Origin of the sequence: Pseudomonas sp. UFMG81 (assembly GCF_015354575.1) — a bacterium.
Lineage (GTDB): Bacteria > Pseudomonadota > Gammaproteobacteria > Pseudomonadales > Pseudomonadaceae > Aquipseudomonas.
The window spans coordinates 60,871-73,547 of sequence record NZ_JACAFQ010000013.1 but is presented as its reverse complement, the minus strand read 5'-3'; the positions used below and the strand labels follow the sequence as shown (position 1 = coordinate 73,547).

Annotated in this window: 14 protein-coding genes, 1 pseudogene and 1 riboswitch; of the genes and pseudogenes, 8 read left to right on the top strand and 7 right to left on the bottom strand. The window is 64.6% G+C overall.

Translation table 11 applies throughout. The annotated features are described in order from the left end of the window. Positions 1 to 156 precede the first annotated feature (156 nt). Positions 157 to 1,839 (bottom strand): fatty acid--CoA ligase, encoded by a 1,683-nt coding sequence (locus IX761_RS12605; protein WP_194789913.1) that lies wholly within the window; start codon positions 1,837 to 1,839, stop codon positions 157 to 159. A gap of 262 nt (positions 1,840 to 2,101) precedes the next feature. On the opposite strand from IX761_RS12605, the gene IX761_RS12600 reads away from it, so the two are divergent. From IX761_RS12600 to IX761_RS12590, 3 genes are all read left to right on the top strand, one after another. Beyond that, positions 2,102 to 3,067: a 2-hydroxyacid dehydrogenase gene (locus IX761_RS12600; RefSeq protein ID WP_194789912.1), complete on the top strand. Its 966-nt coding sequence runs from the start codon at positions 2,102 to 2,104 to the stop codon at positions 3,065 to 3,067. Between the two features lie 52 nt (positions 3,068 to 3,119). Further along, a complete protein-coding gene (locus IX761_RS12595; RefSeq protein ID WP_194789911.1) occupies positions 3,120 to 4,118 on the top strand; it encodes a class I SAM-dependent methyltransferase in 999 nt (332 codons plus the stop codon). Positions 4,119 to 4,157: 39 nt separating this feature from the next. After that, a riboswitch (yybP-ykoY riboswitch) is annotated at positions 4,158 to 4,277 on the top strand. 91 nt (positions 4,278 to 4,368) lie between these two features. Further along, entirely contained in the window at positions 4,369 to 4,953 is a 585-nt protein-coding gene (locus tag IX761_RS12590; RefSeq protein WP_194789952.1) for a TMEM165/GDT1 family protein, read from the top strand. A 94-nt stretch (positions 4,954 to 5,047) separates the two neighbouring features. Here the strand turns inward: IX761_RS12590 and IX761_RS12585 are convergent, their stop codons facing one another. Next, entirely contained in the window at positions 5,048 to 5,863 is an 816-nt protein-coding gene (locus IX761_RS12585) for a M48 family metallopeptidase (protein WP_194789910.1), read from the bottom strand. Between the two features lie 152 nt (positions 5,864 to 6,015). Here IX761_RS12585 and IX761_RS27595 point away from each other — a divergent pair. Beyond that, a pseudogene (locus IX761_RS27595) lies at positions 6,016 to 7,299 on the top strand (HAMP domain-containing protein); the annotation flags it as partial. Positions 7,300 to 7,314: 15 nt separating this feature from the next. Next, on the top strand, positions 7,315 to 8,157 hold the full coding sequence (locus IX761_RS27590; protein ID WP_416366780.1) for a methyl-accepting chemotaxis protein: 843 nt from the start codon (positions 7,315 to 7,317) through the stop codon (positions 8,155 to 8,157). A 105-nt stretch (positions 8,158 to 8,262) separates the two neighbouring features. Here the strand turns inward: IX761_RS27590 and IX761_RS12575 are convergent, their stop codons facing one another. From IX761_RS12575 to IX761_RS12565, 3 genes are read right to left on the bottom strand one after another with little or no spacing between them, the layout of a single operon-like run. After that, positions 8,263 to 8,883, bottom strand: a complete 621-nt coding sequence (locus IX761_RS12575) for an SOS response-associated peptidase (protein WP_194789908.1) — start codon at positions 8,881 to 8,883, stop codon at positions 8,263 to 8,265. A gap of 15 nt (positions 8,884 to 8,898) precedes the next feature. Further along, positions 8,899 to 9,159, bottom strand: coding sequence for a putative signal transducing protein (locus IX761_RS12570; RefSeq protein WP_194789907.1), 261 nt, complete (start codon positions 9,157 to 9,159; stop codon positions 8,899 to 8,901). Further along, on the bottom strand, positions 9,159 to 9,341 hold the full coding sequence (locus IX761_RS12565) for a CPXCG motif-containing cysteine-rich protein (protein WP_038997144.1): 183 nt from the start codon (positions 9,339 to 9,341) through the stop codon (positions 9,159 to 9,161). Before IX761_RS12565 ends, IX761_RS12570 begins: the two co-directional genes overlap by 1 nt. A gap of 126 nt (positions 9,342 to 9,467) precedes the next feature. Here IX761_RS12565 and IX761_RS12560 point away from each other — a divergent pair, with 126 nt between their 5' ends. Beyond that, positions 9,468 to 10,634, top strand: coding sequence for a 1-acyl-sn-glycerol-3-phosphate acyltransferase (locus IX761_RS12560; protein ID WP_194789906.1), 1,167 nt, complete (start codon positions 9,468 to 9,470; stop codon positions 10,632 to 10,634). Between the two features lie 51 nt (positions 10,635 to 10,685). Here IX761_RS12560 and IX761_RS12555 read toward each other — a convergent pair whose 3' ends face one another. Next, positions 10,686 to 10,946 carry a hypothetical protein gene (locus tag IX761_RS12555; protein WP_194789905.1) on the bottom strand — a complete coding sequence of 87 codons (261 nt, stop codon included), beginning with the start codon at positions 10,944 to 10,946 and terminating at the stop codon, positions 10,686 to 10,688. Positions 10,947 to 11,106: 160 nt separating this feature from the next. Between IX761_RS12555 and IX761_RS12550 the strand changes: the two genes are divergently transcribed. Continuing rightward, the gene (locus IX761_RS12550; RefSeq protein WP_194789904.1) at positions 11,107 to 11,313 is read left to right on the top strand and encodes a hypothetical protein; all 207 of its coding nucleotides are present in this window, start codon (positions 11,107 to 11,109) and stop codon (positions 11,311 to 11,313) included. A gap of 84 nt (positions 11,314 to 11,397) precedes the next feature. Here the strand turns inward: IX761_RS12550 and IX761_RS12545 are convergent, their stop codons facing one another. Further along, positions 11,398 to 11,982 (bottom strand): YajG family lipoprotein, encoded by a 585-nt coding sequence (locus tag IX761_RS12545; protein WP_194789903.1) that lies wholly within the window; start codon positions 11,980 to 11,982, stop codon positions 11,398 to 11,400. A gap of 144 nt (positions 11,983 to 12,126) precedes the next feature. Here IX761_RS12545 and IX761_RS12540 point away from each other — a divergent pair, with 144 nt between their 5' ends. Continuing rightward, positions 12,127 to 12,360 (top strand): hypothetical protein, encoded by a 234-nt coding sequence (locus tag IX761_RS12540; RefSeq protein ID WP_194789902.1) that lies wholly within the window; start codon positions 12,127 to 12,129, stop codon positions 12,358 to 12,360. Positions 12,361 to 12,677: the final 317 nt, after the last annotated feature.

Genomic DNA, 12,677 nt, shown 5'->3' with positions numbered 1-12,677 from the left:
TCTAAAGTGTGATTTGCGTTCCCTGCATGCGGCCCGCGTCGTTTGACCGGCCTGTGCGCTGGCAGAGCTCAAGCATGGCGCATATCTGTCGTTTGGCAAGGTCGAAACCGCTCTGGCATGCGGCCCTCGCCCAACAGGACGCGAGCCGTGCCTCAATCACAGCGTGGAAAGAAACGCGCTGTTACTGGCCTGCCACTGACTGATGTCGACGCGGATGCGCTTCTTGTCGAGCTTGCCGACACTGGTCTTGGGAATTTCAGTAACAATGGCGATCTGGCTGGGGATCGCCCACTTGTTGATATGGCCCTGCTCGACGAAAGGCTTGAGGTGCTCCTTCAACGCGCGCGCATCGATGCTCTGCCCTTCACGCACCACCAGCAGCGCGAACGGGCGTTCGCCCCACTGTGGGTCGGGCACGCCGACCACCGCCACTTCACGTACCGCCGGATGCCGGCTGACCAGGTCTTCGAGGTCGAGCGAGGAGATCCACTCGCCGCCGGTCTTGATCACATCCTTGATGCGATCGCGAATGTCGATGAAGCCCATGCCGTCCAGGGTTGCGACGTCGCCGGTGTGCAGCCAGCCACCCTGCCACAGTTCCTCGCCCTTCTCCGGTTCCTTGAAGTAGCCCATGGTCAGCCACGGCGCACGCAGCACCAGCTCGCCCTGGGCTTCGCCGTCGGCGGGGAGGAAATTGCCGTTGCCATCGACGATCGCCGCCTCGACCAGCGGCACCGGCACGCCGGCCTTGATGCGGTAGGTGACCCGCTCATCCTCGCTGCCGGCCTGCAGCTCGTCGTTCAGGTGCGCGGCACTGATCAGTGGGCAGGTCTCCGACATGCCATACGCCGCGGTGAGCTGGATGCCCCGGGCCAGGGCGGCTTCGTACAGGGCCCGGTTGAGGGCGCTGCCGCCGATGATGATCTTCCAGCCGCCGAAGTCTTCGCCTTGGGACGAAGGGCAGTTGAGCAGCATCTGCAGGATGGTGGGCACGCAGTGGGAGAAGGTGACCTTCTCCTCGCGCCACAGCTTGACCAGCATGTCCGGCTCGTAACGCCCGGGGTAGACCTGCTTCATGCCGAGCATGGTGGCCGCGTAGGGGATGCCCCAGGCATGCACGTGGAACATCGGCGTGATCGGCATGTACACATCGTTGCTACCTAGCAGCCGCACGCTGTCGATACTGCCGGTCACCGAGGCTTCGGCGAGGGTGTGCAGCACCAGTTGCCGGTGGGTGAAATACACCCCTTTGGGGTTGCCGGTGGTGCCGGTGGTATAGAACGTGGTGGCCACCGAGTTCTCGTCGAAGTCGGGGAAGTCGTAGTGCGGGCTGGCGGCGGCCAGCAACTGCTCGTACTCGCCCACCAGGTTCGGCAGGTCGGCGTGCTTGTCCGGCCCGTCGGTGAGCAGAAGGGTCTTGTCCACCGTGGTCAGCTGGCCGGCGATGGCTTGATAGAGGCCGACGAAATCGCTGTTGACCAGCACGAAGCGGTCCTCGGCGTGGTTCATGGTGTAGAGGATCTGCTCCGGCGACAGGCGCACGTTGATGGTGTGCACCACCGCACCGATCATCGGGATGGCGAACATGCATTCGAGGTAACGGTGGCTGTCCCAATCCATCACCGCCACGGTATCGCCGGCCTTCACCCCTGCCGCGGTCAACACGTTGGCCAGGCGCGCGATGCGTTCGCCCAGTTGCGGGTAGGTGAGGCGGATCTGATCGCGGTAGACGATTTCGCGGGTTTTCTCGTAGCGCACGCCCGACATCAGCAGGCGCTTGATCAGCAGGGGGTATTGGTAGGCGCCCTCGGCGGGCTTGATGATGCGCGTCTGCAGCATGGGTATCCCTTTTCTGGAAAGCGGGCCGGACATTTCAGGGACTTACTGTAGATCGGTGACGCACCGGTCAAATCAGCCGAAGGAATGATTTGGCACGGCGCAGGTATGAGCGGCGCTGGCGTCGTTGACGAGCGGCACCTTCGGAACCGACACTGCGCCCAGCAGTTCCAGGCCTCATCGCGGGTCAAGCCCGCCCCCACCCCCTCTGTGGGTGCGGGCTTGACCCGCGATGGGAACACCTTCGCCCAGACCGGAACCCCAAATGCCCAGCCCGCGCCGCGCCGTGTTTCTCGACCACCAGTCCCTCGACCTGGGTGACCTCGATCTTTCCCCGCTGCAAGCCCAGTTCGACGAATTTCAGCTATATGCCACGACCCGCGCGGACCAGGTCGCCGATCGCCTGCAAGGGGCCGTGGCGGCCATCAGCAACAAAGTCATGCTCGATGCCGAGGCCCTGGCCGCCAACCCACAGCTCAAGCTGATCCTGGTTGCCGCCACCGGCACCAACAATGTCGACCTGGCCGCCGCCAGCGCCCAGGGCATCACGGTGTGCAACTGCCAGGGCTACGGCACGCCGTCGGTGGCGCAGCACACCCTGGCCCTGCTGCTGGCCCTGGCCACGCGGCTGTGCGACTACAACCAGGCGGTGGCGCAGGGGCAGTGGGCCAAGGCCAGCCAGTTCTGCCTGCTGGACTTCCCCATCGTCGAACTGGAAGGCAAGACCCTCGGCCTGCTCGGCCATGGCGAGCTGGGCGGCGCGGTGGCGCGCCTGGCCGAGGCGTTCGGCATGCGCGTGCTGACCGGGCAGATCCCGGGGCGCCCGCCGCGTGCGGACCGCCTGCCACTGGAGGAACTGCTGCCACAAGTCGATGCCCTGACCCTGCACTGCCCGCTCAACGAGCAGACCCGGCACATGATCGGTGACCGCGAACTGGCCCTGCTCAAACCCGGTGCGCTGGTGGTCAACACTGCCCGTGGCGGCTTGATCGACGAACAGGCGTTGGCCGACACCCTACGCAACGGTCACCTGGGTGGCGCGGCCACCGATGTGCTGAGCGTCGAGCCGCCGGTCAATGGCAACCCACTGCTGGCCGCGGACATCCCGCGCCTGATCATCACCCCGCACAGTGCCTGGGGTGCGGTGGAATCGCGCCAGCGCATCGTCGGCCAGCTCGCCGAGAACGCCCAGGCCTACTTTGCCGGCCAGCCACGGCGAGTGGTCGGCTGAGCCCACGACGCCTCTGGTACACTGCGCCACTTTTTTCCAGGAGGCGTCGTCCATGGACCCGCGCAGTGAAGTGTTGCTCCGTCAGGCGGACCTGTTCCAGGGCCCGCTGCTGATTGCCGGCGCCCAGGCCGATGGCCTGCTTGGCCAGCTGCCTGCGGCCCACGGCTGGACCTGGCATGCGGGCGACCAGGCGCTGCTCGACAGCCGCTTCGCCGGGCGCAGCCACTATGGCGTCGAAGTGCCCGAGGTGGCCTTCGACAGCGCCGTGTTGTTCCTGCCCAAGTCCCGAGAACTGGCCGCCTACCTGCTCAACGCCCTGGCCTCGCGCCTGGCCGGCCGCACGCTCTATCTGGTGGGTGAAAAACGGGGTGGCATCGAAGGCGCGGCCAAGCAGCTGCAGGCCTTCGGCAAACCACGCAAGCTGGACAGCGCTCGGCATTGCCAGCTGTGGCAGGTGACCGTCGACAATGCCCCTGAGGCCCGGCCGCTGGAAAGCCTGGCTGAGCGTTTCGAACTGCCGCTTGCCGATGGGCCGCTACAGGTCATCAGCCTGCCCGGCGTGTTCAGCCATGGTCGCCTGGACAAGGGCACGGCCCTGTTGCTGGAGCACCTCGACGGCCTGCCGCATGGCCATGTGCTGGACTTCGGCTGTGGCGCCGGCGTGCTGGGGGCAACCATCAAACGGCGCTACCCGCAAAGCCAGGTCACCTTGCTGGACGTGGATGCCTTCGCCGTGGCCGCCAGCCGCCTGACCCTGGCCGCCAATGGCCTGGAAGGCGACGTGATCAGTGGCGATGGTATCGATGCGGCGCCAACGGGCCTGGACGTGATCCTGAGCAACCCGCCGTTCCATACCGGGGTTCACACCGACTACCAGGCCTCGGAGAATCTGCTGAAAAAATCGAGCGAACATCTGCGAAAAGGTGGCGAAATGCGGCTTGTCGCCAACAGTTTCCTGCGTTATCAACCGCTGATCGAGGCGGCCCTGGGCAACTGCGAGATCCGCGCCGAAGCACAAGGTTTTCGCATCTACCGTGCGGCGCGCGGTTAAAAACAGCGCTTGCCGAAATCGGTCGGGGTAGGCAGAATCCGCTCCGTCCTAGGGGAGTAGTCTCCCGCGAGCGCCCTGCTCGCCCGGTACGCGTCAACATACTTGGCCCACAGGCCATGGCGCGTGCGACCCATGATCCGCGCAGACGGATCCAGGGTTTGACAAGACCTATGACACGCACACCTTACCCGGGGCGGGGAGGCTGTACGTGTCATAGCCGTGTCGACCCGCCCCCGTAGGAACCCTGATGCTGGAATCCCTGCTCGTCCCCACCGCCATCGTTGCCCTCGCCGAAATCGGTGACAAGACGCAATTGCTCGCACTCATCCTCGCTGCCCGCTTCCGCAAGCCATGGCCGATCATCGCCGGCATCATCGCCGCCACCCTGGCCAACCATGCCGCCGCCGGTGCCGTGGGCGCCTGGGTCAGCGGTTTCTTCAGCGAATCGGTGCTGCACTGGATCCTCGCCGCGAGCTTCACCGCCACGGCGCTGTGGACCCTGGTACCGGACAAGATGGACGATGACGAAACCAGCAACGCGCGGCGCTTCGGGCCGTTCCTGACCACGCTGATCGCGTTCTTCCTGGCCGAGATCGGCGACAAGACCCAGGTCGCCACGGTGATGCTGGCCGCGCAATACCCACACCTGATCATGGTGATCATTGGCACCACGCTGGGCATGCTGATCGCCAACGTGCCGGTGGTGCTGGCCGGTAACTTCGCTGCGGAGAAACTGCCGCTGACGCTGATCCGTCGCCTGGCGGCGACTGCGTTCGTGGTACTGGCCATCGTCGCGGTGTATTCGGCGATGAAGAGCAGTGGCTGGATTGGTTGATGGCTCGGCCCATTCGCCGGCAAGGCCGGCTCCTACAGCGCGAACGCCATATTCCGTAGGAGCCGGCGTTGCCGGCGAATGGGCCCGCGACGGCTTACTTCCTGGCCGCCTCATACAACGGCATCACCTTCGGAATCGCCGCCTGCAACGAGGCGATTCGGCTACTGTTGGCCGGGTGAGTGCTGAGGAACTCGGGCGGCGCGCCCTCGGACGCCTTGCTCATCTTGTTCCACAAGGTAATTGCGGCGTTCGGGTCGTAGCCGGCGCGAGCAGACAGCTCCAGTCCGATCAGATCGGCTTCGTTTTCGCTGGTGCGGCTGTTAGGCCGCATCATGCCGTATTCAACCGCAGTTCCGACCATCGCCAAGCTATCCTGGCCCAACCCGAGCAGCGCACCACCGCCTTGCTTGGCAATTTCGACGCCATAGGCCTTGGACATCGCTTCCCGGCTGTGCTCACGCAGCGCGTGGGCAATCTCGTGCCCGACTACCGCGGCGATCTCGGCATCGGTGAGCTTGAGCTGATCGACCAGGCCGGAATAGACGATGATCTTGCCGCCAGGGCCGCAGGAGGCATTGAGCTCGTCGCTCTTGATGACGCTCACTTCCCAGTTCCACTGCGCGGCATCTGGCCGGAACTGTGGCGCCTGGGCGATCAGGCGGCTGGCGATGACCTGCACACGCTTGGCGTCATTGCTGGTCTTGTCCAGCACACCTTTGCTCGACGCCTCGCCGAGGGTCTGCTGGTACGACTGGGCATACGCCTGGTTGACCTCGTCGGTCGAGAGCATGCTGAACATGTATTGTTGGCGATTGACGCCCACCGCACCACCGCTGGTGGTATTGACCGCCTGGCAGCCCGCCAGCAGGACACCGGCGCTCAACAGGCCGACAACGAATGACTTACGCATGAAAACACTCCCTTTTTACGTGCCGCGTATCCTAGGCCCACTCGTCGGGCCAGGCTACAACCGCAGGTAAGATTTCTCGCTCCCCCCTCATGCTTTGGTATTAGCCCGCCGATAACCCGGGGACACGACCTCCTTGCGCGCGGAGCTTTTTCATGAAGTTCAAGTCGATCCAGTTTTCCGTGGCCGCCCTGGCCGGTGCCATTGTGCTGAGCATTGTCGCAGCCCTGGTGCTCTACGCGGTGTTCTCCGGGCAACGCACCCAGGCGCTGGTGGAACAGCGCACCCAGAAGCAGTTCGAAAGCGTGATCGAGCAACGCCTGGCGGCGCTGGCGCGCACCCAGGTCAGCGAGATCCAGCGCGGCCTGGAGGCCCCGCTGTCGATCGCCCGCAGCCTGGCCACCGGCAACGCCATGCTTGGCATGCAGGGTGCGGATGGCCGCCCGCTGATGAAGGTCGACCGCGAACACCTGATCAACCAGCTCAAGCGCACCGTGGAGGTCAACCCGACGGTTCTGGGCGCCTACCTGGGCTGGGAGCCGAACGCCCTCGACCATGACGACGCCCGCTACGTCGGCAGCAGCCTGGTCGGCATCAATGGTGCGAACGGACGCTTCCTGCCCTGGTGGTTCCGCAACGGTGACGGCAGCCTTGGCCAGGATCAGCTGGCCGATGTCGACGACCGCACGGTACTGGCCACGGGGGTACGCGCCAGCGAGTACTACCTGTGCCCGAAAGAATCGAAGAAGGCCTGCGTGATCGACCCGGCGCCCTACAAGGTCGGCGACAAGATGGTCATGCTCGCCTCGTTCGTCGAACCGATCATGGTCGATGGCCAGTTCCAGGGCATGGCCGGCGCCGACCTGTCGGTGAACTTCATCCAGGACCTGCTCAATGCCGCCGACCGTCAGCTGTACGACGGTGCTGGCGAGCTGGCGCTGGTGTCGAGCAACGGCCGCCTGGTGGCCTATACCCGCGACCCGGCCAAGTTTGGCGAAAAGGCCAGCGACGTGCTCGACGCCGATGAAGCGGCGACCCTCAAGAGCCTGGCCGGCGAACAACTGCACTACAAAGTTGACGGCACCAAGGACCGCATCGAGCTGTACCTGCCGTTCAAGGTCGCCAGCACCGATGCGCGCTGGACCCTGTTGCTGGAACTGCCGCTGAGCACGGTGATGGCCGACGTCAATCAGTTGCAGCAAGACCTGGCCGACCAGCGCCGTACCGACATCACCGGCATGACCCTGGTCGGCCTGGCCATCGCCGCGCTTGGCTTGCTGGTGATCTGGCTGCTGGCCCATGGCATTGCTCGCCCGCTCAAGCAGATGGTGGCCATGCTCGACGACATCGCCCAGGGCGAAGGCGACCTGACCCGTCGCCTGCAAAGTGATCGCGCCGACGAACTGGGCGCCATCGCCAAGGGCTTCAACACCTTCCTGGTCAAGCTGCAGGCGATGATCAGCCAGGTGGTCAGCTCGGTACAGAAGGTCAGCGACTCGTCGGAACACACCGCCGACATCGCCATCCGCACCAACCAGGGCGTGCACAAGCAGATGGCCGAGATCGACCAGGTGGCCACCGCCGTGCACGAGATGACCGCCACTGCCCAGGATGTGGCGCGCAACGCCACGCAAGCCGCCCAGGCCGCCAGTGAGGCCGACCGTGCCGCCAACCAGGGCCTGGAAATCGTGCGCGACACCTCGCACTCGATCAGTGTGCTGGCCACCGAGATCGGCCGTGCGGTCAGCGTGGTGCAGGACCTGGCCCGCGACAGCGAGAATATCAATGCGATCCTGGTGACCATCCGCGCCATCGCCGAGCAGACCAACCTGCTGGCGCTCAACGCCGCCATCGAGGCCGCACGCGCCGGCGAACAGGGCCGTGGCTTCGCGGTCGTTGCCGACGAAGTGCGCAACCTGGCGCAGAAGACCCAGCAGGCCACGCAGGAAATCCAGCAGATGATCCAGCAGTTGCAGCAGGGCACCCGCGACGTGGTCAAGGTCATGGAGGACAGCCAGGGCAAGACTGACATCAGCGTGCAGCAGGCCAGCCGTGCGGCCGAGTCGCTGGCCAGCATCACCCAGGCGGTGTCGGTGATCAACGACATGAACACCCAGATCGCCAGCGCCGCTGAAGAGCAGAGCGCGGTGGCCGAGGACATCAACCGCAACGTGATCAACATCGGCCAGGTGGCCGGTGAGGTGGCTGGCGGCGCCGATGAATCGAGCCAGGCCAGTGCCGAGCTGACCAAGCTGGCCGAGCAGCAGCGGCGCCTGATCAATCAGTTCAGGGTGTGATTACGACCGTGGGAGCGGGCTTGCCCCGCGATGGGGTCAACACAGGCAGCATGAGTGGCTGAACTGAACCCATCGCGGGGCAAGCCCGCTCCCACGGTTTGATCTTCACGCCGGGGTCAGGCACTCCGGCCCATCGAGCTTGGGATCATTGACCAACAGCGCCAGCGCCCGCTCGCGCAACGCAATGGGTGGCTTGGCCAACAGCTCGTGCAGACGCGCCAGTGGTGTGTCCGGATCAAGCCACAGGGCCTGCTCGGCCTCATCCAGGATCAGCGGCCGACGCTGGTTCATCGCCGCCTGAGTCACCACCGCGCAGCTGAGCCACACCTGCTCCTGCACCGGATACGCCTCCCACACTGCGGCGAAGAACAGCGATGCGCCCTCCCCCGGCGTGACCCAGTACGGGCGCTTGCGCGCCGTGCCACGCCATTCGTAGAAACCGTTGGCCGGCATCAGGCAGCGGCGCTGACGGAAGGCATCGCGAAACATCGGCTGCTCGGCCAGCGTCTCGGCTCGTGCCTGGGCGGGGGTGCGGGAAAGGTCGGTGAGCCAGGCGGGGGTCAACCCCCAGCGAGCGGCGTCCAACCGCAAGTGCCCGTCGAGCGGGCGCTGGATCAGCACCGAGGCACCGGGTGAGATGTTCCATTGGGGCTGCTGGCCCGGGGGGAACCCCGGCAGGCCGGCGAAGGCCTGGGACCAGCGAAACAGGGCATAGCGTCCACACATGGGCGAAATCAAAACCTAACAGATCAGGGTTCCCGGATAACTCTCCGGTTCGTCGCCGGCAAGGGGCTGGGCGGTATTGTACGCATCGATCAGCTGCCGCGCGTAATCGGCCTGTTCGTCAGCCACGGCCAGGCCAAGCAAACCCTGCATCGGCAGCTCGCCGACACCGCCCATCAGGTCGCGCCCGACCAGGTGCACGTCGATGCCCTCGCTGGCCAGCATGCCCACCAGCATCTGCGCCTCGAGCAGGCTTTCCGGTTCATAGATGCGCTGCATCAGTCATTCTCGCCATAGACATCCAGCATCCACTCCTCGCCATGCACTTGCAGCACGAAGCGGATAGGCTTGCAACAGACCTGGCAGTCCTCGATGTACTCCTGGTCACCACCAGACAGGTCCACCGTGGTTTCCACTTCTTCTCCACAATAGGGACAATCGTAGATCGCAGGCTCCAGCATCGCGGCCTCCTGAGTGACTTGTGCGTATAATTGCCGGTCTATTTACGGGACCTGTGTGTGTCCGAGCCGTTTTTCGGCCCCTGTCCCTACCCTTATTACCCTAGCCGTTTCCAACAAGAGAGCATGATGGGCGAATTCGATGCCATCCGACCGTACGACGACGCTGAAGTGCCTACCGTTCTGGCACGCCTGCTCAGCGACCCGGCATTCCTCGATATCCTCACCCACTTCCGCTTCCCGCGCGCGGCGGGCGCCTTCGGCTGGCTGCTCAAACCGCTGATCGCCCGGCGCCTGCGCCAGGAGTTCGCCGGCGTCAGCTGCGTCTCCACCTTGCAGGACAAGGTCGAGTACTACGTCGACCGTACCATCGACCGCGCCACCGACGGCGTCACCTACACCGGTGTCGAGCAGCTCAAGTCGGGTACCGCCTACCTGTTCCTGGCCAACCACCGCGACATCGTCATGGACCCGGCCTTCGTCAACTACGCGGTCTATCACGCCGGCCTGCCCACGCCGCGCATCGCCATTGGCGACAACCTGCTGCAGAAGCCGTTCGTCAGCGACATGATGCGCCTGAACAAGAGCTTCATCGTGCACCGTTCGATCAGTGGCCGCCGCGAAAAACTGGCCGCCTACCAGCTGCTGTCGGCCTACATCAACCACTCGATCCGCAACGATGGCGCATCGATCTGGATCGCCCAGGCCGAAGGCCGCGCCAAGGACGGTGACGACCGCACCGACTCGGCCATTCTCAAAATGTTCCACATGAGCCGCAAGGACGAGCCGTTCGGCGCGGTGATCCAGGGGTTGAACCTGACCCCGGTGTCGATCAGCTACGAATACGACCCCTGCGACCAGGCCAAGGCCCGCGAGCTGTACATCCGCGCCACCACCGGCAGCTACACCAAAGCGCCAGGCGAGGACGACAACAGCATTGCCCAGGGCATCACCGGCTACAAAGGCCGGGTGCACATCAACTTCGCGCCACCGGTGACCGAGTACCACGAGGACACCAAGCAGCTGGCACAGGCCATCGACCGGCAGATTCTCGGCGGCTACCGGCTGTTCCCGGTGCATTACCTGGCGTATGCGATGTGGGCGGAAAAGGATGAGGCACTCGAGGTGCCGAGCGCCGAGAAGCTGTTCCCGGCCGATGAGCTGGCCAAGGCCAAGCAAGAGTGGCAGCGACGCCTGGCGGCCTGCCCGGTAGAGCATCAGCCGTACCTGGTGCAGCAGTATGCGACGCCGGTGCGTAACCAGTATCAGGTACGTCAGCAGGCCTCCGTGGCCTGAGCCGTCTCCTTGCAGGAGCCAGCCTTGCTGGCTTCTACAGGGAGATCGCGATCAGATCCAGGTGCTGAACCAGGACAGCAGCAGTGCCATGGCCAGGCACGAGAAGCCGAGGATGTAGTAGTAGCGCGGCACACGCAGGTCGAAGGCATCCACCAACCCCTCGTCCACCGCCAGGCTTTCGCGGGCCATGCTGGCGCGACGCCGGGCGCTCTGCAGCAGCAACCCGCCTGGGCAGGTGATGAGCAGGGCCAGCAGGTTGACGAGCTTGCCCGGATGGGCGGCCAGGAAGCTCCAGAGCACTTGCAACGACATTGCGCGAACCTCGGTATCACAAACGGCAAAGCCCGGCATTCTACCCAAGCACGCCGCCTGCGCCCGGACTTTGCGACCAGCTGCCGCTAAATTTCATCTGTCATACGTTCGTCATCAGGACAGGCCACCCTGTCGGCCTTCAACCGAACCGGAGCTTGTCATGCTGCACGCCGAAAACCAGGACCGCCTCTATCTCGTGGCCGCCAGCGACGAACAGCAGGCGCTGATCGACGGTTTTGCCATCAATGTCCAGGACCGCCAGTGGCTGGTCTATTGCGCGCTGGGTGGGCACGTCCATCAAGACTTGCCAGAGGTCGATTTGCAGACCGGCATCAGCCTGCTGGACTTCCACGTCGAAGCCGCCTGAGCTGCGTCGCCTGCTTCGCGGGTAAACCCGCTAAAACAGCCACAAAAAAGCCCGCAGTCTGCGGGCTTTTTCATCACAAACGCCTTACTCGCCCAGCACCTGACCGATGGTCGGGTCCTTGAACAGGCGGGTCAGGGCGTCGCTGAGCACGTCGCTCACCAGCTTGGTGTTGGTTTCCTGGTTCGGCGCCATGCCGAAGCGCTGGTCCAGCGAGGCACCGTAACGACCGCTGTAGCGGCGGTTGGCGTTGGCCACGTCGGCGCGGAAGGTGGCGCCGATAGTGGCCTCGGTCACGTACATCTTGTCCTTGGGCGACTGGTACTTGAGTTCGGCCAGGGTCACGGTCAGCTGTGGGGCGTTGGAGGCATTCGGCGTCGGGGTGAAGCCGAGCAGGCGTACCGCGGCTTCCGCCTGGGCCTGCAGCTTGGGCACCACGTCATTGCCGCTGACGGTGATGGTGCTGGTTTCGGGGTACATGCCGCCGCGGGTACCCAGTGATTGCGAGGCACGGCCGTCGACCACCTTGACCACCACCGGCTGGCCGTGGCCGACCGGCGCGAGTTGTTGGGTGAGCTTGGGTTGGGGGCTGAGTTGCTGCGGGCTGTGGGCACAACCGGCCAGGCTCAGGCTGGCCACCACGAACACACCGACCACCAGACGTTGCAACATGCGCGTTTCTCCAGAAAATGCGGCAAAGGCGCACAGTATACCCAGCGCGCCACGGGCCAGTCATCGGCTTGCCCCGCCTGTCACAATGGTTTCATGCCCCCGCCGTTACTCTTGCGTCAGCCCGACTCGACAGGACCAACCGCCATGGCTTCGCTCTGGACCCTGCTTTTCCGACGCCCGCGCCACCTCACCTACGCACGCCTGGACCACGATGGCACCTGCCTGGGTTTCAAACAGTCCAGCCTCGCGCCAACCAGCGATGCCTGGGTACAGGTCAGCGAAGCGAACCTGGCCTGGCTGGGGCGGACGCTGCCCGCCAGCGCCCGGGTTTGCAACCGTGCAACGCGCCACTGGCAGCAACGCACCCTGCCTGCCTGACAAACGCTGCAATAAAAACCCAATTAGAACGACCTTTCTGCCCGCGACCTCGCTATAATCTGCCCCCGATTATAAGGACGTCTCCTGATCGGGCCCCGCATTCGCCGATTGACCCCGGCACCCTCGACGCTTCGCCCACAGAGAGCCTTCCACTCAGGTCTTGCATTGGCTGTCGTGCCTGCTGTTCCCGGCCTTCTGCTGCGCATGAACCTGCGGGTTGCCATCGTGCAGTCCACTTTTGAGGTTCACGTCTCCAAAAGAGCGTGAAAAAACGGTTTTTCACAACTTCACGAGAGTGTGGCGAGCAATGAACAGTC

What these genes read in the sequence shown, in the direction of transcription:
- IX761_RS12540 (WP_194789902.1), top strand. Translation starts at nt 12,127, where the DNA reads ATGGCTTCGCTCTGGACCCTGCTTTTCCGACGCCCGCGCCACCTCACC.
- IX761_RS12600 (WP_194789912.1), top strand. Translation starts at nt 2,102, where the DNA reads ATGCCCAGCCCGCGCCGCGCCGTGTTTCTCGACCACCAGTCCCTCGAC.
- IX761_RS27590 (WP_416366780.1), top strand. Translation starts at nt 7,315, where the DNA reads ATGATCAGCCAGGTGGTCAGCTCGGTACAGAAGGTCAGCGACTCGTCG.
- IX761_RS12595 (WP_194789911.1), top strand. Translation starts at nt 3,120, where the DNA reads ATGGACCCGCGCAGTGAAGTGTTGCTCCGTCAGGCGGACCTGTTCCAG.
- IX761_RS12585 (WP_194789910.1), bottom strand. Translation starts at nt 5,863, where the DNA reads ATGCGTAAGTCATTCGTTGTCGGCCTGTTGAGCGCCGGTGTCCTGCTG.
- IX761_RS12605 (WP_194789913.1), bottom strand. Translation starts at nt 1,839, where the DNA reads ATGCTGCAGACGCGCATCATCAAGCCCGCCGAGGGCGCCTACCAATAC.
- IX761_RS12550 (WP_194789904.1), top strand. Translation starts at nt 11,107, where the DNA reads ATGCTGCACGCCGAAAACCAGGACCGCCTCTATCTCGTGGCCGCCAGC.
- IX761_RS12575 (WP_194789908.1), bottom strand. Translation starts at nt 8,883, where the DNA reads ATGTGTGGACGCTATGCCCTGTTTCGCTGGTCCCAGGCCTTCGCCGGC.
- IX761_RS12570 (WP_194789907.1), bottom strand. Translation starts at nt 9,159, where the DNA reads ATGCAGCGCATCTATGAACCGGAAAGCCTGCTCGAGGCGCAGATGCTG.
- IX761_RS12560 (WP_194789906.1), top strand. Translation starts at nt 9,468, where the DNA reads ATGGGCGAATTCGATGCCATCCGACCGTACGACGACGCTGAAGTGCCT.
- IX761_RS12545 (WP_194789903.1), bottom strand. Translation starts at nt 11,982, where the DNA reads ATGTTGCAACGTCTGGTGGTCGGTGTGTTCGTGGTGGCCAGCCTGAGC.
- IX761_RS12565 (WP_038997144.1), bottom strand. Translation starts at nt 9,341, where the DNA reads ATGCTGGAGCCTGCGATCTACGATTGTCCCTATTGTGGAGAAGAAGTG.
- IX761_RS12555 (WP_194789905.1), bottom strand. Translation starts at nt 10,946, where the DNA reads ATGTCGTTGCAAGTGCTCTGGAGCTTCCTGGCCGCCCATCCGGGCAAG.